This is a genomic window from Spirosoma sp., from assembly GCF_026391055.1.
Lineage (GTDB): Bacteria > Bacteroidota > Bacteroidia > Cytophagales > Spirosomataceae > Spirosoma.
In genome coordinates this window covers 470689-492267 of the sequence record NZ_JAPLET010000015.1, presented here as the reverse complement: position 1 = coordinate 492267, position 21579 = coordinate 470689, and the positions used below count along the sequence as shown (strand labels likewise).

16 protein-coding genes are annotated in these 21579 nt (G+C 51.6%); 15 read left to right on the top strand and 1 reads right to left on the bottom strand.

Annotation, left to right across the window (positions count from 1 at the left end; translation table 11 throughout):
- Positions 1 to 184 precede the first annotated feature (184 nt).
- From NT073_RS07620 to NT073_RS07600, 5 genes are all read left to right on the top strand, one after another.
- Entirely contained in the window at positions 185 to 754 is a 570-nt protein-coding gene (locus NT073_RS07620) for a DJ-1/PfpI family protein (protein ID WP_297371203.1), read from the top strand.
- A 21-nt stretch (positions 755 to 775) separates the two neighbouring features.
- Positions 776 to 901, top strand: a complete 126-nt coding sequence (locus NT073_RS07615; protein ID WP_297371200.1) for a hypothetical protein — start codon at positions 776 to 778, stop codon at positions 899 to 901.
- Positions 902 to 965: 64 nt separating this feature from the next.
- On the top strand, positions 966 to 1586 hold the full coding sequence (locus tag NT073_RS07610; RefSeq protein WP_297371197.1) for a hypothetical protein: 621 nt from the start codon (positions 966 to 968) through the stop codon (positions 1584 to 1586).
- A 110-nt stretch (positions 1587 to 1696) separates the two neighbouring features.
- Positions 1697 to 4084 (top strand): ABC transporter permease, encoded by a 2388-nt coding sequence (locus tag NT073_RS07605; RefSeq protein ID WP_297371194.1) that lies wholly within the window; start codon positions 1697 to 1699, stop codon positions 4082 to 4084.
- Between the two features lie 190 nt (positions 4085 to 4274).
- On the top strand, positions 4275 to 6665 hold the full coding sequence (locus NT073_RS07600) for an ABC transporter permease (protein ID WP_297371191.1): 2391 nt from the start codon (positions 4275 to 4277) through the stop codon (positions 6663 to 6665).
- Between the two features lie 59 nt (positions 6666 to 6724).
- On the opposite strand, the gene NT073_RS07595 is transcribed toward NT073_RS07600, so the two are convergent.
- On the bottom strand, positions 6725 to 7540 hold the full coding sequence (locus NT073_RS07595; protein ID WP_297371187.1) for a class I SAM-dependent methyltransferase: 816 nt from the start codon (positions 7538 to 7540) through the stop codon (positions 6725 to 6727).
- 370 nt (positions 7541 to 7910) lie between these two features.
- Between NT073_RS07595 and NT073_RS07590 the strand changes: the two genes are divergently transcribed.
- The 10 genes from NT073_RS07590 (at position 7911) to NT073_RS07545 (ending at position 21559) form a co-directional block, all read left to right on the top strand.
- A complete protein-coding gene (locus NT073_RS07590; protein WP_297371184.1) occupies positions 7911 to 10355 on the top strand; it encodes an ABC transporter permease in 2445 nt (814 codons plus the stop codon).
- Positions 10356 to 10514: 159 nt separating this feature from the next.
- The gene (locus tag NT073_RS07585; protein WP_297371181.1) at positions 10515 to 11090 is read left to right on the top strand and encodes a hypothetical protein; all 576 of its coding nucleotides are present in this window, start codon (positions 10515 to 10517) and stop codon (positions 11088 to 11090) included.
- A 204-nt stretch (positions 11091 to 11294) separates the two neighbouring features.
- Positions 11295 to 11840, top strand: coding sequence for an RNA polymerase sigma factor (locus NT073_RS07580; RefSeq protein WP_297371663.1), 546 nt, complete (start codon positions 11295 to 11297; stop codon positions 11838 to 11840).
- Positions 11815 to 12654 (top strand): HEAT repeat domain-containing protein, encoded by an 840-nt coding sequence (locus NT073_RS07575; RefSeq protein ID WP_297371178.1) that lies wholly within the window; start codon positions 11815 to 11817, stop codon positions 12652 to 12654. The genes NT073_RS07580 and NT073_RS07575 overlap by 26 nt, the downstream gene beginning before the upstream one ends.
- Positions 12655 to 12742: 88 nt before the next feature.
- Positions 12743 to 13609 carry a DUF4097 family beta strand repeat-containing protein gene (locus NT073_RS07570; protein ID WP_297371176.1) on the top strand — a complete coding sequence of 289 codons (867 nt, stop codon included), beginning with the start codon at positions 12743 to 12745 and terminating at the stop codon, positions 13607 to 13609.
- The gene (locus NT073_RS07565) at positions 13609 to 14541 is read left to right on the top strand and encodes a DUF4097 family beta strand repeat-containing protein (RefSeq protein WP_297371173.1); all 933 of its coding nucleotides are present in this window, start codon (positions 13609 to 13611) and stop codon (positions 14539 to 14541) included. Before NT073_RS07570 ends, NT073_RS07565 begins: the two co-directional genes overlap by 1 nt.
- Positions 14542 to 14552: 11 nt before the next feature.
- On the top strand, positions 14553 to 16049 hold the full coding sequence (locus NT073_RS07560; RefSeq protein ID WP_297371170.1) for a beta-lactamase family protein: 1497 nt from the start codon (positions 14553 to 14555) through the stop codon (positions 16047 to 16049).
- A 45-nt stretch (positions 16050 to 16094) separates the two neighbouring features.
- Positions 16095 to 17573, top strand: a complete 1479-nt coding sequence (locus tag NT073_RS07555) for a serine hydrolase (protein ID WP_297371167.1) — start codon at positions 16095 to 16097, stop codon at positions 17571 to 17573.
- A 224-nt stretch (positions 17574 to 17797) separates the two neighbouring features.
- Positions 17798 to 18970, top strand: a complete 1173-nt coding sequence (locus NT073_RS07550) for a serine hydrolase domain-containing protein (RefSeq protein WP_297371164.1) — start codon at positions 17798 to 17800, stop codon at positions 18968 to 18970.
- 201 nt (positions 18971 to 19171) lie between these two features.
- The gene (locus NT073_RS07545) at positions 19172 to 21559 is read left to right on the top strand and encodes an ABC transporter permease (RefSeq protein ID WP_297371161.1); all 2388 of its coding nucleotides are present in this window, start codon (positions 19172 to 19174) and stop codon (positions 21557 to 21559) included.
- The last annotated feature ends 20 nt before the right edge of the window (positions 21560 to 21579 follow it).

The following is a 21579-nucleotide window of genomic DNA, read 5'->3' as shown; positions in this document are numbered from 1 at the left end:
CGTCTACAGAACAACTATTGACAAGTCACGGCAAAGGAAAGCACTCCTTCGGCAGACAGCTTTCCCCTTTGTGTAGAGCTATCGTTGAGATACATGATCTGATTGACATTCCTAGTCTCTCCCAAGTTGGACGTTGTTAGCGATAATGCCTATATTTCCAGACCTTCTCCTAAACCTGCTTGCTATGAATCGCAAAATTTTGATCGTTACCGGTGATGGTGGCGAAAGTTACGAAACCCTCTATGCTGTTCACCGTTTTCAGGAAGAGGGCGATTTAGCCCTCATTGCCGCTCCCAGCAAACGGCGGCTCAACCTGGTTATGCACGATTTTGAACTGGGCTGGGATACCTACATCGAGCGGCCCGGCTATTGTCTGGCCTCAGACCTGACCATACAGGATGTTATCGTCGAGGAGTACGATGCCATTTTATTGCTGGGTGGCCGTGCCCCCGAATACCTGCGCAATCATGCTGCTCTGCTGGATGTCGTACGCGAATTTGACCGGCAGGGTAAATGGGTCTTTGCCATCTGCCACGGGATTCAGATTCTGGTCACGGCGGGGTTAGCCGCCAACCGAACGCTAACGGCTTATGAACACGTACGTACCGAAATTGAGATGGGCGGTGGAACGTATTCTACCCAACAAGCCGTACGCGACGGAAACATGGTTACGGGCCAGACCTGGCAATCCCACCCCGACTTTTATCGGGAGGTATTTGCCTGCCTCAACGAAGTGCATCAGGTGGAAAGATAAAGAAAAACTGCGCCCGCTCCATTGAGCTATGTTCCCCTCAATGGCGGCCCCCTCCGGGATCAGCGGCTGTTCCAGTTGCTGATCCCGGCAATAGGTAAACTCAACTTCCGACGAATTAATTTTCCTCCACTCGACGCAACGTACTAAAGAAATTAGTGTCTGTTAGGTAGTTGGCTCATTTCCGACAAATCCCTTAAACCCGACGACGCACATGAAAACTTTGGTAACGGCATTACTTGCCCTGTCGACCTCGCTGGTTATGGCCCAGCACAATAACTCCATCAGTCAAAGCATCAAAGACGACGGAAAGACGTTGTCGATCCGCATCAACGGCACCGTCGATGACAAACCAATCGACTACGACCGCACGTTCGATGTATCCGGCTTGAACAAAGACGAGCGGAATGCGCTACGGGAACACATTCTGGATTCCCTGCACATCAGTATGCCCGAGCCGCCCAGGATACGAACGGCACGGGTTCCCCGTGCGCCGATGGCACCCCGCGCTCCACTAGCGCCAACTTCGCCACGGCTTCATTCTCCCAGAGAACCCGGTGAGTCGGTAGCTGTCATTACCAGCAACGGCCAGACCATATCCGTGTCCGGGAACGACAACCAGGTGGTCGTTGTGGATGGTAAAGAGCCTTACACCAAGGAAGTCAGCTATAACAAGGAATCAGGGAAGCTGCACCTGCGCTACCGGTTTAAAAAAGACGAGGACGACTTCATCTATGAACGTACCATCGACGCGCCAAACAAATCCCAGCAGGAACGCCAGCGGATCATCGACGACATTGAAAAGACTATAGGCGTCCCTAAAGTCAGTCGATAACGCATAACGCCTTTCCGTACTGCCCGCTCCACCGACCAAACCAACTAGCTGTTCACTAACCAACTTCCCAAACCGGGCAGTCCGCTGCATCGGCGGCCGGTACCACAACTATGCTCCTTAACTACTTAAAAATCGCCTGGCGGAACCTCCGGAAAGATAAATTCTACAGCCTGATCAACATTCTGGGCCTAACCATTGGCGTTACCTGCGGGTTGCTGTTGTTGCTTTACGTTACGGATGAACTGAGCTACGACCGTTATCATGCCAATGCCTCCCAGATTTACCGCGTGGTGTCGCACATTACCGAGCCGGACAAGATCAACCGCTGGAGCAGTACCCAACCGCCGTTAGTCAAAACGTTGAAAGAAGATTACCCTTTCATCAAAAATTACGTTCGGTTTTTTCCTTACGGTCGGGTCATGTTCCGGCAGGGTGAGAAACGATTTTATGAGGACGATATCTATGCAGCCGACTCCACCGTGTTTGATGTGTTCAGTTATAAATTCATTGAGGGCGATGCCAGAACGGCACTGGATCAGCCGGGTAGCGTTGTACTGACCCAAAAGGCTGCCCAAAAATTCTTTGGCTCCCGAACGGCACTGGGGCAGTCGCTCCAAACGAACGACACAACCTTTTATAAAGTGACGGGCGTGCTGGAAGATGTGCCGAAGAACTCCCACTTTACGTTCAACGCCCTGCTGTCTACCGGTCAGAATGAGCGGAGCCAGGCCACCAACTGGGGTGGTTTTTACATACTGAGTTACCTGGTACTGCCCGAAAACTTCGACACCAAAATTCTCGAAAGCAAGTTTCCGCAGGTGTACGACAAATACATAGGGCCGATTTTCAAGCGGATGGGTATTAAGGTCAGTTACGAGCTTCAGCCGCTGACAAGCATCCACCTTTACTCGAACCTCGAAGGCGAATCCAACGGAAACATTGGTTACGTGTACACCTTCAGTGCGGTGGCGTTTTTCATGCTCCTGCTGGCCAGTATCAACTACATGAATCTGGCCACGGCCCGCTCGGCCAAACGCGCAAAGGAGGTAGGGCTGCGAAAGGTGATGGGCTCGGTTAGAAGTCGGCTGATGGCGCAGTTCCTGACCGAATCGGTGCTGATGACGGTGCTGGCTCTGGGAGCAAGTTTACTTCTGGTTCTCGTTTTGCTGCCTTTTTTTAACTCTGTTTCAGGAAAAGATATCCAGTACCGGGAATTGCTGCGCCCTGACTTTTTGCTTACCGGCCTGGCCATCGTAGTCTTCACCGGTTTCATCAGTGGCAGCTATCCGGCCTTCTATCTATCGGCCTTCGAGCCAGCCGCCGTGCTTAAGGGGTCGTTCAACGCCAAAGGCGGGAGCTTTTTCCGGAAAGCATTGGTGGTATCTCAGTTTGCCATCTCGCTGGTCATGCTGATCTGCACTTGGGTAGTATACAAGCAGCTTAACTTCATGCGCAACCACGATCTGGGCTACGACCAGGAACAGGTACTGACTATCGACTATCAGGACAGGCAACCAAGAGGTAGTTTCAACGCCTTGAAAAATACCTTACTCGCCAATCCGAACATTCGGGAGGTAGCCACCGCATCGGCCGCGACCAGCAACATCGGTGGCCGGGTCATCTTCACCGTCGAGTCCAATACAGGATTGAAGGAAATGGGGTTCAAACCCATGCGCGTCGATTTTACGTACCTGAAAACGATGGGCATGAAGGTGCTGAAGGGCCGTGATTTCTCCGAAAAGATTCCGTCCGATACCCTCAACTCAGTTATTATCAATCAGGCTGTGGTAGAGCGGATGGGCTGGAAAGAGCCTCTGGGCAAAAAGTTTATGCTGGGAGGCTTCCCTCAGGCCGGTCAGCCCGCTCCCCCAACGGCGCAGGTCATTGGTGTTGTGAAGGATTTTCATCAGCAGTCCCTTTACAGTCCCATAGAACCTCTGGTCATGTTGTGTAACCCGGCAAACGGCGTTGTTCATATCAAGATACAGGCGAAAAATGCGGATAAAACGATCGCTTTTATCGGGCAGAAATGGCGCGAAACCTACCCCGACCGTCTGTTTGAATACCGCTTCCTCGATCAGGATTTTGAATCGGCTTACCAGGCTGACGAACTCCGTGGCCGTATTTTCACCACGTTCTCGGCCCTGACCATCCTCATTGCCTGCCTGGGTCTGTTCGGTCTGGCGACTTTCACCACGGAGCAGCGAGTAAAAGAGATCGGCGTTCGCAAAGTACTGGGCGCGTCGGTATCGAGCGTAGTCGTGCTGCTATCTAAAGACTTTACCAAACTGGTATTGTTCTCCTTCCCCATCGCCATCCCGATTGCCTGGTACTCAATGTACAAATGGCTGCAAAACTTCCCCTACAAGACCGACATCGGTGTGTGGATTTTTGTTCTGGCGTGCCTGCTCACCCTGCTCATTTGCTGGCTAACGGTGATCTATCAAAGCATAAAAGCCGCCCTGACAAATCCGGTGAAGTCGTTGCGGTCTGAATGATGTACCTATAGAGCCGCAATCCCTTGCGGCTCTACACTACATGTCCGCAACTGAACACAATCCTGTCCAGTTTCGGACATGCGGCTTTTATACGTAAATCAACACCCTGACAAATAAGCGATTATCTTTATGGTACAACTTTTGGCATATACCTGGTATCTAGTTTAACCGAGACTATTCCTGCCTGTATATGCTACGCAACTACCTTAAAATCGCTTTCCGAAACCTCTGGAAAAACCGGCTGTTCAGCGCGTTGAATATCGTAGGTATGGGTGTGGGTATTGCCGCCGTTGGCCTGATGGTGCTGTATGTATGGCATGAACTGAGCTACGACCGTTTTCACACGAAAGCCAACCGGATTTTCCGGGTCGTTCAGTATGCACAATGGGCGGGTGGCAATCTGAAACTGGCACCAACATCGGCTCCTTTTGCCGATGCCCTGAAAAAAGACTATCCCGAGATCGAGAAAACGGTCCGCCTGAATCCGGAAGGGGGCGGATTGATTGCGTATAAAGACAAGAAAATCGAAGCCAACGACATCATGTTCGCCGATCAATCGGTGTTCGATGTGTTCACACTTCCGTTTCTGTACGGCAATCCGGCAGCGGCACTAACGCAACCCCAGCGCATCGTGCTGACCAAAAGCCTGGCCGAAAAACTGTTCGGCGATCCGGCCAGAGCCATTGGTCAGGTAGTTGAATTCAGCAATAATTTTCCGAATACGGTAGCGGGCGTCATCGCCGATGTACCGACTAATTCACATGTGCACTTCAGTGCGTTGCGCTCGTTGCCCGCCAACTACACCAACGGCTGGCAGAATTCCGATCTGTATACCTACGTGTTGCTCAACAAAGCCGCCGATGCCAAATCCCTGGAAGCCAAATTAACCGGCTTCTTTCCCAAATACCTGAAAAAGGAAATGGGCGCTGATGTGACGTACCGCATGGAACTTCAGCCGCTGCCCTCCATTCACCTGCACTCGCATCTGGACTACGAAGCCGGTGCTAACGGCAACAGCCAGACCGTTTACATTTTCGCGCTCGTAGCCGCGCTGATTTTACTCATCGCGGGCATCAACTACGTGAATCTGTATACCGTCCGGTCCATGAGCCGTTTGCGCGAAGTGGGCGTTCGGAAAGCGATTGGCTCTGTTCGCAGTCAACTGGTGGGGCAATTTATTACGGAGTCGATGCTGATGGCACTGCTGGCCAGTGTGGTTGGGGTGCTACTCGCCAATATGGCCTTGCCGCTGTTTAATGAACTGGCTGACAAGTCGTTATCCCTAACGACCTATGGTCCCTGGCTGATGCTGGGCATTGTGGCGCTGTTTGCCATGTTGCTGGGTGCTGGCAGCGGCCTTTATCCAGCCCTGTTTCTGTCTGGTTTCCGAACGGTCGTCGCCCTGAAAGGGCAAACGAGCAGTAAGGTTGGCGGCATCGGATTCAGGAAGGCACTGGTCGTTTTTCAGTTTGTAGCCGCCGTAGGTTTAATTGCCTGTTCGTGGGTTATTTACCGGCAAATGGGCTACGTGCTGCACAAAGACCTGGGATTTAACAAAGATCAGGTGCTGACGTTCCACATAGAAAGCGAAGCTCCCCGCAAACAGATTCAGTCGCTGAAAGAAGAACTACGAAAAAGCCCGCTCATCGAAGCCGTATCGGCGGCAAGTAACCCCATTGGCAACAACAATATCGGCACGAAGGGAATGATTTTCGAGCAGAATGGCGTCATGCCTACCGGTACGCAGGTCGTTCAAAAATTCGCCGTCGATGCCGATTACCTGAACACGCTACAGATCAAGCTGCTGGAAGGTCGCAACTTCTCGACCTCGTCGCCCGGCGATTTAACGGGCGCCGTACTGGTCAACGAAGCGCTGGTGAAGCAAATGGGCTGGCAGTCTGCGATTGGCAAACGGGTCAGGTCGTATGTTAGTATGGACAAGGCCGTCGACGCCCAGGTCGTTGGGGTTGTCAAGGACTTTCATACGTATTCGCTTCAGCACAAAATCGAACCGCTGGTACTACAGATTCCGGCACCCGAAGATCAGGACAATCTGTATATCCGCATCCAGTCTGGCAAGGCAGAAGCGGCACTGGCGTACATCAAAACGGTTTACCAGCAATTTGACCCGACGGCCAGCCCTGGCTTTCATTTTCTGGATGAGAACTTCTCCCGTCAGTACAAAGCCGAACAGAAGCAGGGGCAGTTATTGCTCACCTTCACCATCATGGCGGTATTGATCGCCTGTCTGGGGTTGTTTGGTCTGGCAGCCCTGGCTGCAGAAGCCCGTACCAAAGAGATTGGTGTTCGGAAAGTGCTGGGGGCTTCGGTCGTCAGTATCGTTACGCTACTCTCAAAGGATTTCCTGAAACTGGTGCTGATTTCCATCGTCATTGCCACACCCCTGGCCTGGTACGCTATGAATGCGTGGTTGCAGAGTTTCGCCTACAAGATCGACATCGACGGGTGGGTGTTTTTACTATCGGGCGTCCTCGCCATTAGCATTGCTCTGCTGACAGTTGGTTATCAAAGCGTCAAAGCCGCCCTGACGAATCCGGTGAAATCGTTACGGTCGGAATAAGTGGGCGGGGTGGGTGTAGAGACAACGCATGCGTTGTCTCTACAATTGAATTTACCCCACTAACATTGAACCGTCACACGCAGGAACGTGGCCGGAATAGAGGTGGTGTTGGTATCGGCACTTTTATTCTGGCTGTTGAACAGAGCATCCAACGCCTGGTCCAGTTCTAGTGACTTGCCGTTCCTTTCGGCGGCCTCGAACGCGTTCATGGTAGGCCCGTAATAGTTTTTAAAGGTGTTAAAGAACTCGGAGGGTGAGTAGGACGCCTTGAACGTGAACGTATCGCGAAGAAACGTTATGTTTTCCTTGGCGATACCGGCTTTTTCAAAACGCTCCGTAACGTGGCTCTCAATGCCCCACAGCATAGGACTCAGGAAACCCTCCGGCGGTGGCGGTGTATAGGCCGAACTAATCTTCAATACCTGAGCAACCAGCGTAGGATCGCCCGGAATCCAGTTTCCCATAACGATTCGTCCGCCCGGACGCGTAACCCGAACCATTTCCTTTGCGACATCAAAAGGCTTCGGCGCGAACATAGCCCCAAAGATGCTCACCACCAGATCGAACGACTGATCGTTCAGGTCGGACAAGTCGCATGCGTCACCTTCCTGAAACGTGCAGTTTGTCAGTCTTTCGGCGCTGGCTCGCTTGTTGCCCGCGTCAACGAGGTTTCTGGCTATATCGACGCCTAGCACCGTAGCGCCAAGTTTTGCTTCGGGTAGGGCCGTAGTACCATCGCCACAACCAAGGTCAAGGATGGTCATGTCTTTAGTAACCCCCAGTTGGGCAACGAGTGCCGTACCGCTTTCGCGCATGGTTGCGGCAATTCGGGTGAAGTCCCCTTTTTCCCACATTGCCTGATTCGGATTCATCATTTCCCCTGGTTAAGATTAATTAAGTGAAAACGTATACCCGAGTTCCTGCACCCTTACCAAAGGGTTGTTCTGCTGCGTTCTCAGCGATCGTATAGCGGGAACTGTTTTCCAAAGGTATCCTAGCCTTTTCGCTGAACTCATTTAATTTGAGTAACCGGCTCATAATCAATAGCGTCAACTTACTTGCCGATTCCATCCGGCTGATAGTCGGTACCGCTTCATTAGCGGACAGTTCCTGTCCATTTGCGGACATTAACTAGTCACCAATATCCCTTAATTGACTGGAATTGACTATTTTAAGATGTGGCACAAGAGTTGAACAGTATCTATCGATCGCACCGGTATATATTCGTTTACGTGTCACCTGCCTATGTTTCTTAACTACCTAACAATTGCTCTGCGTACGCTTCGAAAAAACCGGGCGTTCTCGCTCATCAACATGGCCGGGCTTGCACTTGGCATTGCCACGTTTGCGTTTATTCTGGAATACGTCGCCTACGAGCGCTCCGTGAATACATTTCATAAAAACCTGCCGACGCTCTACCGAATGCTCACGCAAACAAAAGAAGGCGACATTTGGTCGGATATGGCTCCGGCAATAGGCCCACTTACTAAACGGGAATTTCCGGAAGTAAAAGAGTTCTGCCGCATTGGCGAACACTCGGCCAATGGAATCGTGAGTTTTTCGGATGGCAAGTCGGAGAAATCGCCCCAGTCGTTCCGTGAAAGCAGGCTGGCCTATGCCGATGCCAACTTTTTCACTCTCTTTACCTTTCCGATCGTGCAGGGCGATGCCTCTGCCGCGCTGGTACAGCCTAATACAGTTGCCCTCTCGGCCTCGCAGGCCCGGAAATATTTCGGTACCAAACAGCCACTTGGACAGCAGTTTATGCTGAATAACCAATTCGGAAAAACGATGTACACGGTCACGGCGGTGTATGCCGACATGCCTCAAAACTCAGACCTGATTTTCGATGCGGTGTTTGCGCTTCAAACACTGGCTAACCCAGCCAACCTCAATGGCAACGACTGGGCACGGCTCGATGGTTTTGATGGTAATTATCTGACTACGTTTCTGAAATTAACCGGCGAAGCCCAAGCCGAAACCGTCGAGGTATTGGCCGCTAAACTCAATGTGTACAACAAAAAAGTACAGCCCGAAAGCGAAACCGTGTTTATGCTGCAACCCGCCACTAACCTGCACCTGGCAGCCTCCCTGAGCGACCGCTTCCAAACCAGCGGCAGCCTTGGGTTCATGTATCTGCTGAGCGGTATTGCCGGACTGATTCTGCTGATCGCCTGGTTCAACTACATCAATCTCTCGACCGCTGGTGCTCTCAAACGGGCTAAAGAAGTGGGCGTTCGGAAAGTAATCGGTGCAGGTCCGAAGCAGTTGATCGGGCAGTTTCTGGGTGAATCATTGCTGCTGAATATCATTGGTTTCGGGCTGGCGGTTACGCTGGTTCTTTCGTTGCAGCGCGCGTTCAACGAGTTTGTTGGCCGGGATCTTTCGCTGGCGGTGCTGAACACCGATGGCGTCTGGATAGCCGGACTGGCTCTGCTCATTGTGGGTGCGCTGGCCTCCGGCGGCTACGTAGCCTTTGCCCTGACATCCTTTAAACCCATACAGACGCTCAAGGGCGCTTATCAGGCGGGCAAGGGCGGCTGGCTGCGAAAAACGCTGGTGGTGGCTCAATTTAGCGCGTCGGTGGCTCTCGTTATTGCCACCATTGTGCTGTACCGGCAGTTACAGTATATGCAGGACAAAGAGCTGGGCATGAAGCTAACGCAACGAGTCGTGATTAAAAGGCCTGAAATTGGCGAAGGCCCATTTGCGCCCCGTGCCGTTCTGCTGGAAAACCAGCTGATGCAACTCCCTTACGTAAAAAACCTAAGCCAAACGGGCATTGTACCGGGGAATTTCTACAACTTCTCGGCGGTGGGTATTACGAAACAAAACCCACGACCCGGCGATGAAAAGAAATCGTTCTCAATGGGAATCATCGACGACCGGTTTTTAAAAACATACGAAATTGGTCTGGCAGCCGGTCGCAACTTTACCGTCCGCGAAGCCGAATTAGGCTGGGAGAAAAGCGCCAAACTGATGATCAACGAAACGGCCGCCCGCCAGTTGGGCTTTGCTTCCAGCGCCGACGCGCCCGGCAAATTCATCAACTGGGGCCAGCTTTACGAAATTGTGGGCGTTGTCAAAGACTACAATCACCAGGGCTTACAACGCGCCATCGACCCGGTTATTTTTATGCCCCGCCGGTCGCTCAGCGATATGACCATTCAGCTCACCACCGTCGGGCACATAGCCGATAAACTCGCCGAGCTGGAACGCCTGTACAAAGCCAGTTTTCCGGGCAACCCGTTCGAATTTTACTTTGCCGATGAGAACTACAATAAGCAGTACCAGTCCGAACAGCAATACGGACAGGTGTTTACAATAGCATCGGCCCTGGCCATTTTCATTGCCTGTCTGGGGCTGTTCGGGCTGGCTACGTTCATGACGGAACAGCGCACCAAAGAGATTGGCGTTCGGAAAGTGCTGGGAGCTTCGGTCACTAGTATCGTTACGCTGCTCTCGAAAGATTTCCTGAAACTGGTGCTGATCTCCATCGTCATTGCCTCACCTTTGGCCTGGTATGGCATGAACCAGTGGCTGCAAAATTTTGAATATAAAGTTGGCATCAACTGGTGGGTCTTCGCGCTGGCGGGATTTCTGGCCATTGGCATTGCGTTGCTGACAGTGAGTTTCCAAAGCGTAAAAGCCGCCCTGATGAACCCGGTAAAATCACTGCGATCGGATTAGAATGAATCCTGTCCGCTGTCGTACAGAATTTGTCCGATAGCGGACATAACACAGACACACCAACCAATAAATAGTTAATAACCAGACAAATACATAGCTGGCATGATGATGGATAGAGCAGATATACTTACCTAATCTTCTCTCTTTTTTGCCGATTTTATGAAAACGCTACTTATCCTGTTACTGCTTACGGTTGGTTTCAGCGCGTTAGCACAACGGTCGTCCAGCAAATACGTTACGACCGATGGTCGGCAGCTTCGCATTCGCGTCGACATTGAACAGACTGAGCGCTCCATTCATTACCGTCGGTCATTCGATGTAACGAATATGGACGACAAAGCGGTGAAAGCGCTCGAAAATCACATCATCGACTCCCTCGACCGGGCTTCTTCGGATGGCTCGCTAACGGTAGCAGCGGAACCAAGTCGCAGTAGCTGGCACCGGAAAAAAGAGGAAGAATCTATCGTTTATACGTCCGATCCCAACGTTCAGTCGGTTCGTCTGGAAGCCCACGCATCGTCGTCACTGTCGCCGAGTGATGTAGCGCCGTCATCGGTACTGGTTAAAGAAGACAAAGAAAACGGGCGGCTCTGGATGCAGTACACGTTTCAAAAAGATGGCGAAGAGCTGGTGATCGAGCGGACGGCAAATGTGGTTGGCAAAAGCGAGCGCGAGAAACAGGCCATCATCAGAGATACTGAACGTAGTTTTGGTATTAAAACGGGCAATCAGTAAGCGAGCCTCCACTATCCCATTGATTTCTTTTCACAATACCTTCCTTTTTTGCACAGGCCGCCCGTGGGCGGCCTTTTTGCTGGTGGTCACCAGCAACATTTTTTTTACTTTCTCTGTAACCTTCCCGAATTCACGCGGTTTCCAGTCCAAAATCCACCAGACACACTCTTTCAACGGTTGAACGCTCTAACAGATAACGCGCTCATGCTGCAGGTAAAAGCAGGCAATATGGATACGATGGGCCTGCTCTTCGAGCGGTATCATCGGCCTCTGTTCGGCTTCCTGTTTCACATGACGGGCCAGCGGGAAGCCAGCGAAGATATGCTTCAGAACGTGTTTTACCGGATGCTCAAGTACCGCCACACCTTCACTGGCGAGGGCGAGTTCCGAAGCTGGATGTACCATCTGGCGCGGAATGTACTAGTGGATCATAGCAAACAAAACAAGCGGTCGGCGCATCAGTACGACCTTGCCGAATTAGCCGACCGGATTGGCGGTGGACCAGCCGCCGATGAGCGACTTCTGAAACAACAGGAAACGGATACACTTCATCATGCTATGGCGAAGTTAAGTGCCGAACATCGGGAAGTGCTGGTATTGAGCCGCTTTCAGGAGCTGAAATACGATGAGATTGCCCAAGTGCTGAACACAACGGAGGGTGCGGTGAAAGTACGCGTGCACCGCGCCATGAACGAATTAAAGAAAATTTACCAGATGAATAACCATGAACGGACAGCCTCTAAACTGTGAACAGACCAGCGAGCAGCTAACCGACTGGTTAAGCAATCAGTTGCCTGATACGGAACGGTCTAGCCTGGAAAATCACTTGGCCCAGTGCCCGACCTGCCGGGCCGAAGCAGAATCCAGCCGCCAGCTTTGGCAACTAATGGGCAACTTGCCCACACCAGAGCCCAGCGAAACAGCCCGCGTGCGGTTTCACGCTATGCTCAATACGTATAAGGATACCGTACAGACGCAGAACGAAGGTGTATTTGAGGGACTGCTGACGAAACTACGGTCACTCTGGACGCCAAAACCCGCTTTTCAACTGGCTTATAGCGTTATTCTATTGAGTATTGGCATAGCGGCCGGATACTTGTTTCATAACCCCGGCACAACGACCGTGGCCCTCCAGCAGCAGCAGATCGATACGCTCTCGAATCAGGTGCAGGACATGCGCCAGATGATGATGCTCTCACTATTGGAAAATCCATCGGCTTCGGAACGGCTCCGGGCAGTGAGTTATACCGAAGAGATTAACAGCGTAGATGATAAAGTTGTTGAGGCTCTATTGACAACCCTTAACAACGACGACAACGTCAATGTGCGGCTGGTTACACTGGAAGCGCTGGCTAAACTAGCCGATAAGGCAGCGGTACGCGAAGGGCTGGTCCAGTCGATCACCCGGCAGGAGTCACCACTGGTGCAGTCGGCACTGGCCGATGTGATGGTGAAGCTGCAGGAGAAACGATCGATCAAACCCCTCAAACAGTTGCTTCACGACGATAACCTGAACCACTTGGTCAAGGGTAAAATCGCACAAAGCATTAAAGACTTATCATGAACCGAAGAGCGAAAGAGCCTCAGCTACCCAACCTCGTTTCTGATCTCTTTCACTCTTCGGTTCTTTCACTCTTTCACCTTTTCGCTATATGAAACGATTACTAATCCCCGCATTGGCGGGGCTGGTGCTCTCTTGTGCCCAATCGCCAGCCACCGCTCAGGAATTTAAAGAGCACATCAGTAAAGAATTTACGGTGCCGAAAGCCGCCGGCACTGTACTGGCCATCTACAACGTCAACGGCTTTATTAAAGTCGAAGGGTATTCGGGCGACAAGGTGGTGCTGGAAATCGACAAGTCCATTGCGGCCAAAAGCAACCAGGGTCTGGAGTTTGGCAAAAAGGAATTTCAGCTCAGGCTGGAACAGCAGGGCGATAGCGTCATCGCTTACATCGCTGCCCCTTTCGATTCGCGACCCCGACACAACTGGAACCGAGACAATGATCGAAACAGGGATAACGACTATGATTTCACCCTCAACTTCACCGTGAGAGTCCCTAACCGGATGAATCTGGTTGTGTCGACCGTCAATCGGGGCAACGTGTCGGTGAAAGATGTAGACGGTACGCTAAAGGCACGTAATGTGAACGGGGCTATTAGCCTGACGAACGTGAAAGGCACTACCGACGCCCACACCATCAATGGTAACCTGGACGTCGATTATGTAGCCAACCCGCCCGAAAACTCGTCGTATTATACGCTCAATGGCGATATCAACGTGAGTTACCCGGCCAGCCTATCGGCTGATCTGCAATTCAAAACTTTCCAGGGCAAGTTCTTCACCGACTTCCCCAACGCCGAAGTATTGCCGGTACAGGCGACAAAAACAACCCAGCAAACTGGCACAGGTACCGTCTACAAGATCAACAAAAACACCGCCATTCGCATCGGAAAAGGCGGTAAGACCTTCAAGTTTGAAACATTTAACGGAAGCATTTACATTAAAAAACAATCCTGATGAACGCACATACATCCACCACTGCACTGGCTGCTGATTTAAAATGGATAATGAATAATGAACAATTATCAATGACAAATCGGGGTCCCGCCAGAGCATTATCCATTATCCATTGTTCATTATTCATTTTGTTTCTGAGTCTCGCTCAGCCATCAATCGCTCAAAATGATGTAAAAGAGCAGTTGGTTGTTCCTTTGAGTGATCCTGGCAAACCCGGTTCGCTCAAAGTAGGCCTGATCAATGGCTCCATTCGTGTCATTGGCTACAGCGGTAAAGATGTCGTGATCGACATTACCAGCAGCTCAAAACGTGGACGACGCGACGACGATGATCGCCCGGATCAGTCCTCAAACGGCATGAAACGCATTGTTACGGGAATGTCGCTTGATATCAGTGCCGAAGAGAAAAACAATACGGTGAACGTTCACGCCAACACCATAAAGCAAACCGTCGATCTGACGATTAAAGTACCGCAGCGCTTTTCGCTCAAGGTCAGTACAATAAATAATGGCACAATCGAGGTAGAGAACGTAAGCGGAACGCTGGAAGCGACGAATGTAAACGGGTACATTCACCTGACCAATGTTGCGGGATCGGCGGTAGCCAATACGGTAAATGGCAACCTGATCGCTACTTTCAAATCTATTGATTCGGATACGCCAATGGCCTTTTCGACACTGAACGGTAATGTCGACGTAACCTTTCCGGCCAGCGTGAAAGCGAACAGCAAACTCAAATCCGACCGGGGTGATATTTACAGCGACTTTGATATCGACGTCGATAAAAACCAGCCCAAGGTAAGCCGTACCAATCAGTCAGGAATGTATCAGGTGAAAATAGAAGATTGGGTGTACGGCAAGATCAACGGGGGTGGCCCAGAAGTCATGATGAAGAACATGAACGGAAATATCTATATCCGCAAGGCGAAGTAATCAGCATGGCTATGAATCCATTTAGGCTGACTACCTGCTTGTTAGTATTAGTAGTCACGTTTACGTTCAGCTTTGGGCAGAGCCGCCCTGCACCAGTTGCGTCCTTTGTGGCCACGCAAAAATCGGCAGATGCGCTCGACAAATTTTTGCGTGGTCAGATGAGCCAGCTTGGCATTCCGGGCATGCAGGTGGCTGTTGTACAGCGTGGGCATCTGGTGTTCAGCCAATCCTATGGATTTGCGAACTTACAGGATTCAGTCCCAGTAACCAACAAAAGCGTTTTCGCCATTAATTCCTGCACAAAAGCGTTTACAGGTGTGGCCATTATGCAATTGGTTGAAGCGGGCAAAGTCGATCTCTCAGCTCCAATTTCCCGATACGTGGATGGCCTTCCTGCCGACTGGCAGCCAGTAACGATAACCCAGTTACTTACCCACGTTTCGGGCATACCCGATATTCTGCGCGTATTTAGTCCATTCACCCATGGCCTGGCGGCTTTGGGTACCGAAGCAGCTGCCTGGGAGAAAGTAAAGGCCATGCCTATGGAGTTCCGGACCGGCGAACAGTTTAGCTACAATCAAACCAATTATGTGTTGTTGGGGCTGGTCATTGATAAGTTTAGCGGGAAACCATTTGCTCAGGTATTCAGCGAGCAGCAGTTTCAACCAGCCGGTATGTCCAGTACGCTCTTTGGCGATTCCCGCGACATCATTCCTCATTTTGCCCCGACCTACACGTTTAAAAATAGCTACGATGGCAAAAAGCTGAATGCAGCCAGATTGACGGGTACCTATACTGAATTTCCGGGCTTTCAGCGAACAGGGTCGGGCCTGAACAGCACCGCCGAAGACATGGCCAGTTGGATTATTGCATTACAGCAGGGTAAACTGTTAAAGACGAAAGTGGCTCTCAACACGCTTTGGTCGCCCGGTTTGTATAGCAACGGTTTACCCACACAATGGGCGCTGGGTTGGGGACTGACTAAATTCCGGCCCAAACACAAGGCCGTGGGTATGTCAGGGGGCGCTCGTTCCGCCTTTCTGGTCTATCCCGACGATGATCTGGCCGTTATTGTATTGACCAATTTGGGAGGAAGCTCTCCGGAGAATTTTCTTGAAGAAATTGCGGGGTATTATAATCCAGACATTCCGGCATCGGACCCGATAACCAGCCTTCGGCTACAGCTGCAAAAACGCGGTTTTGAGCAAGCCATTCCGGTGGCGAATGAATTGCAAAAGCGTAACCTTAAGCCGAACGAAGGTGAACTGAACGATTGGGCCTACCGCCTGATGAGCAGCGGTCAGACGAGAGAAGCCTTTGAGCTTTTCAAACTCAATGTGAACCTCTATCCCGAAAGCTGGAACGTCTACGACAGTCTGGCCGAAAGCTACGAGCGGCTGGGCAATTCGGAGCTGGCGGTCAAAAATTACACGCGCTCGCTGGCCTTGAACCCCAATAATAAAAATGCGGCCGGGCATTTGAATCGGTTGGCACAGAAACATAACTAATCGCCACAACCTACACCCTTTGTTTTTATATCCGACGTACTCTCAATGATGAACATACGCTTCTTTTTCGCTTGCTGCTTACTGACGTTACCCGGTGCCAAGGTTTTCAGCCAACGTAATTCACCCACCGTCAGCAACCAGCCCGCAACCATTATTCAGCAACTGGGAACGGCCTTCGTCCAGGAAAAGTCGCACGTGGGCCTGTCCATCGGGATTATCCGGAACGGGAAGACATCGTTCTATAATTTCGGTACGACGGAGAAAGGCAAACATGAGTTACCCACGCAACAGACCATTTATGAAATCGGGTCGATCAGCAAGACGTTTGGGGGTCTGCTGCTGGCGCGGGCCGTTGTCGACAAGCGCGTCCGGCTCGAAGACGACATCCGCCAATACCTCGACGGCGACTACCCGAACCTCGCTTTCAAGGGCCAGCCTATTCGGCTGGTGAACCTGACCAACTGGACGTCGGAGCTACCGGATAACTTCCCGGATAAACCCGACGCCTATAAGCAGGCGAACCCCGACTCCATTCCGTTCCTGATTGTGAACAGATTACAGAACTACACGCGGCAGGACTTTTTCAATGACCTGCACAACGTTACCCTCCAGGCAGCACCCGGCCAGAATCCCCGTCACTCCAACGTAGCGGCCCAATTGCTGGGGTATATTCTGGAAAAAATCTACCAGAAACCTTTTGAAGAGTTGATCGCCACCCAGATTGAGCAGCCCCTCGCCATGCGGAGCACCTTTGGTTCGCCACAACCAGCGGATCTGTTCGCAATAGGCTACAGTGGAAATGGCGTCCAGATGCCCGCGTTTACGCTGAAAGCCATGCAGGCAGCCGGTGGCCTTCGCTACAGTGCAGCCGATTTACTGAAGTATGCCGCTTATCAGCTGGAAGAGCGAGACCCGGCCGTAAAAATAAGCCATCAACCTACGTGGGGCAGCCCCGACAGTCAGGCGTTTGGCCTAAACTGGTTTCTGCACAAAACCATCGCCAGCAAGCGACGGATCGAACACTCGGGCGGTACGTTCGGCTTCGCCAGTTATTGCGACCTGTATCCTGATCAAAAAACGGCCCTTGTTTTGTTCGCCAACAACTCCGATCAATCAACGCAGGGACAACTCGGCGAACTATCCAGTAAAATCATGGATGCGTTGTTCGGTAAGCCAGCTGCCCTGACGGCCCTCAACGCCGAGCTAGAAAAACAGGGTTTTGCCCAGGCTCTTGCCGTTGTGAAGGCCGTCAGAAAAAAACACCCGGAGTTATTTCTGAGCGAAGAGTACGTAAACATCTGGGGCTATACGCTGGCCGGTCAGGGAAAACTAAACGAAGCACTGGAGATTTTCAAGCTGAACGTCAGTCTTTATCCAAAGGGATACAACACCTACGACAGCTTAGCCGAAACCTATGATCGACTTGGAAATAAGGTGTTAGCCATCAAAAATTATAGGCAATCGCTGGCGCTGAACCCAGGGAATACGAACGCGATCGAGTATTTAAAAAAGGCTGGAGAATAAGGCGAGGTTCAGTCCGTGCGACCCGTTTTGGTGGTGTTGTGATGTCAATTCCTCAAAACTGACCTGCGAAGTTTCTCAAAACCTCGTTCGGCAGATAGTCTATCAGTAGGTTTTAAGAAACTGACACCACGAAACTATCAATCTAGCTGTTTGCGACAGTCACTGACGCAACCTGTTTGCTCAAACGTGCATCTATTGACAAAACTCAAACCAGACGACGGCCCATGAATGCCTGGCTTATCTCCACCCTTTTGCTTTTCCCAACGGCCCTTGTTTACCCAAAACAGTCGCCGGTGCTGCCTACGCTGTTGAGAAAGGCCCCGACGGATAATCCGCTGAAGCAACCCGTCGACGTTGTGGTTGAGCAGGCTGCTCAGCACTTTATGGCAGCACCGCAGTCGGTCGGGTTATCTATTGGCATTCTTAAAGATGGGCAAACGTTCGTCTACAACTACGGCACGGTCGATAGAGACCAGCAACAACTCCCGAACAGCCAGACAATTTACCCACTTGCGTCCATCACCAAGACGTTTACGGGGGCGTTGCTGGCCCAGGCGGTGGTGGAGGGAAAAGTAAAATTAGGAGACGATATCCGTATGTACCTGGCCGGCCGCTACCCAAATCTGGCCTATCAGGGGCAACCAATTCGGCTCGTTCACCTCATCAATCACCGGTCGGGACTGCCGTTTCTGTTACCAGACCGGCCGGAAGCGTTTGTGAACACCAGCGTGCCTTCATCAGCCATTGCAGCCGAACTTCTGCGAGACTACACCCAGGCCAACTTTTACGCCGACCTCCATAGGGTTACCCTCAACAACACGCCCGGTTCGACCTTCAGGTACTCCAACGCAGGTGCGCAGTTGCTGGGTTATATTTTAGAAAAGGTGTACGACAGACCGTTCGAGGAGCTTGTCCGGCTGAAACTGACCCAGCCGCTGGCGATGATTGACACAAAAATCACATTGACGGCTACCGATCAGCATCGTTTCGTGAAAGGGTACAATTGCGATGGTGTTCAGATGCCGGACAGCCCCGACCAGCTTCAGGGGGCAAGTGCCCTGAAATCGACCGTAGCCGATATGCTGAACTACATTCAATGGAATGTTGCCGAACAGGCAGACGCGGCTCGACTGGCTCATCAGCTAACGTGGGGAAACGAAAACGGGTATTCGGCAGGATTAAACTGGCAGATGATTCAACTAGCGGGACAACGGGTGATCTGGCAGGATGGTAACCTACCCGGTTTCAGCAGCCTCTGCGTCAATTACCCCGAGTTGAATATGGGTATCATTGTGCTATCCAATGAATGTGACCGCCGAACAGCCTCCCGAATTACAACCCTCGTAAACCACATCATGAAAACGCTGGACGAACGGGCGATTAAGCTGCCTAATTGATGGATCTTTTACCGTTCTGGTGGATGGTTTATCACACTATAAATTCGCCTGTCCGTTCCTGAACGTGCATTGTCCGATACCGGACAATGCACGTTCAGGAACATCCTTCAATCAACTGACTAGCAATCGATTATACTTAATGGTACAACATTTGGGCGGTTCTATAAACACGCAATCCCTTGCGTGTTTATAGAACCGCCCATGCTGCAAAATTACCTTAAAACTGCCATTCGGAATTTATGGAAACATAAGCTGTTTTCATTCATCAACGTCTTTGGCCTGGCATCGGGCATGCTGGTCAGTTTGCTGGCGATGATCGACATCAAAGGGGCGTTCGACTACGACTCGTTTCACCCCAACCGCGACCGAACGTATCGTATCATTACTGATGCAACGACTCAAACCAATGATATACTGAGCTTTGCCACGACTCCCCTGCCTGTGGCCGATGCACTGGTGAGGAATTACCCTTTTGTGGAGGCTGCCACCCGCGTTATACGTAGCCACGGCGAGGTAACGGCCAACGGCAAGCAGTTACCCGTGGTATTTAGTACAGTTGACCCAGGTTTTTTCCTAATTTTCGGTTTTAAGCTTGCCGTTGGCCAGGCGGCCCTGGCTCCTCAAACCGTTGTGCTTACTCAGCAAACGGCCCAGCGATTCTTTGGTACGAGCAATCCCATTGGCAAAATCATGGAGCACTCGGAGTTTGGTGCTCTCACCATAACGGGTGTTTTTGCCCAAAACCCAGCCAAATCTCATCTCGACTTCGACATGGTCGTGTCAATGGCGACCTTGTCCAGCCCGGCCTGGCGACAGGCACTGGTCGATTGGAAGCAGTACGCCAATGGCTACACGCGCACCTATACGTATGTATTGCTAAAGCCCGGCACGCGGGCCGAAACGCTTAACAGTGTGCTACCGGGATTAGCCAGCCGATCCACGAAGGGACTACGATTGGCAACTGAAAAAGGGTACACGTTCCGTAGTCAGGCCCTAACGCAGCTTTCGCCCCCGCGTGAGGATCTGATAAACTCAACCTACGAACCTACAGCCGGGAAGTTGGAGACCGAGTTAGGGGTAGGGCTGCTCACCTTGTTGCTGGCCGTATTCAATTACATCAATCTCACCCTGGCGCGATCACTGAGTCGTGCCCGTGAGGTAGGGATTCGAAAAGTATCCGGGGCGCTACGCTGGCAGTTAATGGGGCAGTTCATGGCAGAATCCGTAATTTTATCGCTACTAGGTTTAGGGTTGGCCTATGGTATGCTCCAGTTTGTAAAACCCATGCCGTTTGTGCAGCAGTGGTTAATAGGCGGGGTGGAGTGGGAAAATAACAGTACCGTATGGCTAGTCTTCGCTTCGTTTAGTATTGTAACGGGTTTACTGGCCGGACTACTGCCCGCGCGGGTACTATCAGGGTTTGAACCAGCACAGGTACTCCGCAGCCAGACGGGTCTGCGCGTGTTTCGGGGCCTCAGCCTTCGCAAATCGTTGATTGTGGCTCAGTTCTCAATCTCCCTGTTGGCCATGATTGTTCTGCTGGCTCTGGCCCGGCAACAGCACTACATGAGTACAGCCAACTATGGATTTCAGCGCGAGGGCGTACTCTCTATTCCCCTCAATGGCCTTCCATCCGGGCAACTGACCGACGAGATCAATAAGCTGGCAGGTGTAAACCGGGTAGCTGCCACGTCGGCTCTGTTTGGCAGTTATGGCGGTAGCCAGCAGATGGTTCGGCGGCAGCGGACCGGGGGCGATTCATCGGCAGCAGACGTTTTTTCCGCCAACGTCAACTTAGTGCCCACAGTAGGCCTAACCCTTCTGGCGGGCCAAAATCTGCCGGTATCCGTGGCCGATTCTGCCGGTCGGTTCGTCCTGATCAACGAAGAAGCGGTGCGCGTCTTTAAACTGGGCGAACCGGCGGCCGCCGTTGGACAAACCCTCTGGCTGAACGATGGCACCGACGTTCGGGTATTGGGGGTATTGAAAGACTTCAATGCTGCGTCGATGGCTATAAAAATCAGGCCATTGATGGTACGATACCAACCTGCCGGTTTTCGGTATCTTAACGTGAGCATTACGGGTGGCAACCCCGAAGCTGTCCGGGCTGACATTGCCCGCATCTGGAAACGGTTGAATCCTTACGAACCCTTCACCGGCGTTTGGTATGAAGATTTTCTGAACAATCGACATAGCAGTGCCGACGATCTGAACTTTATGGGCCTTCTCCTCGCATTAGCCATGTCGATTGCCTGCCTGGGTTTACTGGGGATGGTGACCTACACCACAGCCCTGCGCACCAAAGAGGTGGGCGTTCGTAAAGTGATGGGTGCCAATGTTGGTCAGGTGGTCTGGCTGCTGTCATGGGATTTCCTGAAGCTTTTGCTTATTGCCGGGGCCATTGCTCTTCCCCTGGGCTATCTGGCGGGCAGCTTTCTCCTGATGACGTTTGCGTATCACATTACGGTGGGTATTGGGCTATTAAGTGTTTGCTTCGGCACGATGCTCCTGCTGGGTGGCCTCACCATTGGCTGGCGAACGTACCGTACGGCACTGACCAACCCGGTGAATAGTCTTCGAAATGAATAAAATTAATAGCTATATCCTTT

Coding starts and splice junctions, on each gene's coding strand:
- NT073_RS07600 (WP_297371191.1), top strand. CDS start 4,275: ATGCTACGCAACTACCTTAAAATCGCTTTCCGAAACCTCTGGAAAAAC.
- NT073_RS07575 (WP_297371178.1), top strand. CDS start 11,815: ATGAACGGACAGCCTCTAAACTGTGAACAGACCAGCGAGCAGCTAACC.
- NT073_RS07555 (WP_297371167.1), top strand. CDS start 16,095: ATGATGAACATACGCTTCTTTTTCGCTTGCTGCTTACTGACGTTACCC.
- NT073_RS07550 (WP_297371164.1), top strand. CDS start 17,798: ATGAATGCCTGGCTTATCTCCACCCTTTTGCTTTTCCCAACGGCCCTT.
- NT073_RS07580 (WP_297371663.1), top strand. CDS start 11,295: ATGCTGCAGGTAAAAGCAGGCAATATGGATACGATGGGCCTGCTCTTC.
- NT073_RS07590 (WP_297371184.1), top strand. CDS start 7,911: ATGTTTCTTAACTACCTAACAATTGCTCTGCGTACGCTTCGAAAAAAC.
- NT073_RS07620 (WP_297371203.1), top strand. CDS start 185: ATGAATCGCAAAATTTTGATCGTTACCGGTGATGGTGGCGAAAGTTAC.
- NT073_RS07595 (WP_297371187.1), bottom strand. CDS start 7,540: ATGATGAATCCGAATCAGGCAATGTGGGAAAAAGGGGACTTCACCCGA.
- NT073_RS07605 (WP_297371194.1), top strand. CDS start 1,697: ATGCTCCTTAACTACTTAAAAATCGCCTGGCGGAACCTCCGGAAAGAT.
- NT073_RS07565 (WP_297371173.1), top strand. CDS start 13,609: ATGAACGCACATACATCCACCACTGCACTGGCTGCTGATTTAAAATGG.
- NT073_RS07560 (WP_297371170.1), top strand. CDS start 14,553: ATGAATCCATTTAGGCTGACTACCTGCTTGTTAGTATTAGTAGTCACG.
- NT073_RS07610 (WP_297371197.1), top strand. CDS start 966: ATGAAAACTTTGGTAACGGCATTACTTGCCCTGTCGACCTCGCTGGTT.
- NT073_RS07545 (WP_297371161.1), top strand. CDS start 19,172: ATGCTGCAAAATTACCTTAAAACTGCCATTCGGAATTTATGGAAACAT.
- NT073_RS07570 (WP_297371176.1), top strand. CDS start 12,743: ATGAAACGATTACTAATCCCCGCATTGGCGGGGCTGGTGCTCTCTTGT.
- NT073_RS07585 (WP_297371181.1), top strand. CDS start 10,515: ATGAAAACGCTACTTATCCTGTTACTGCTTACGGTTGGTTTCAGCGCG.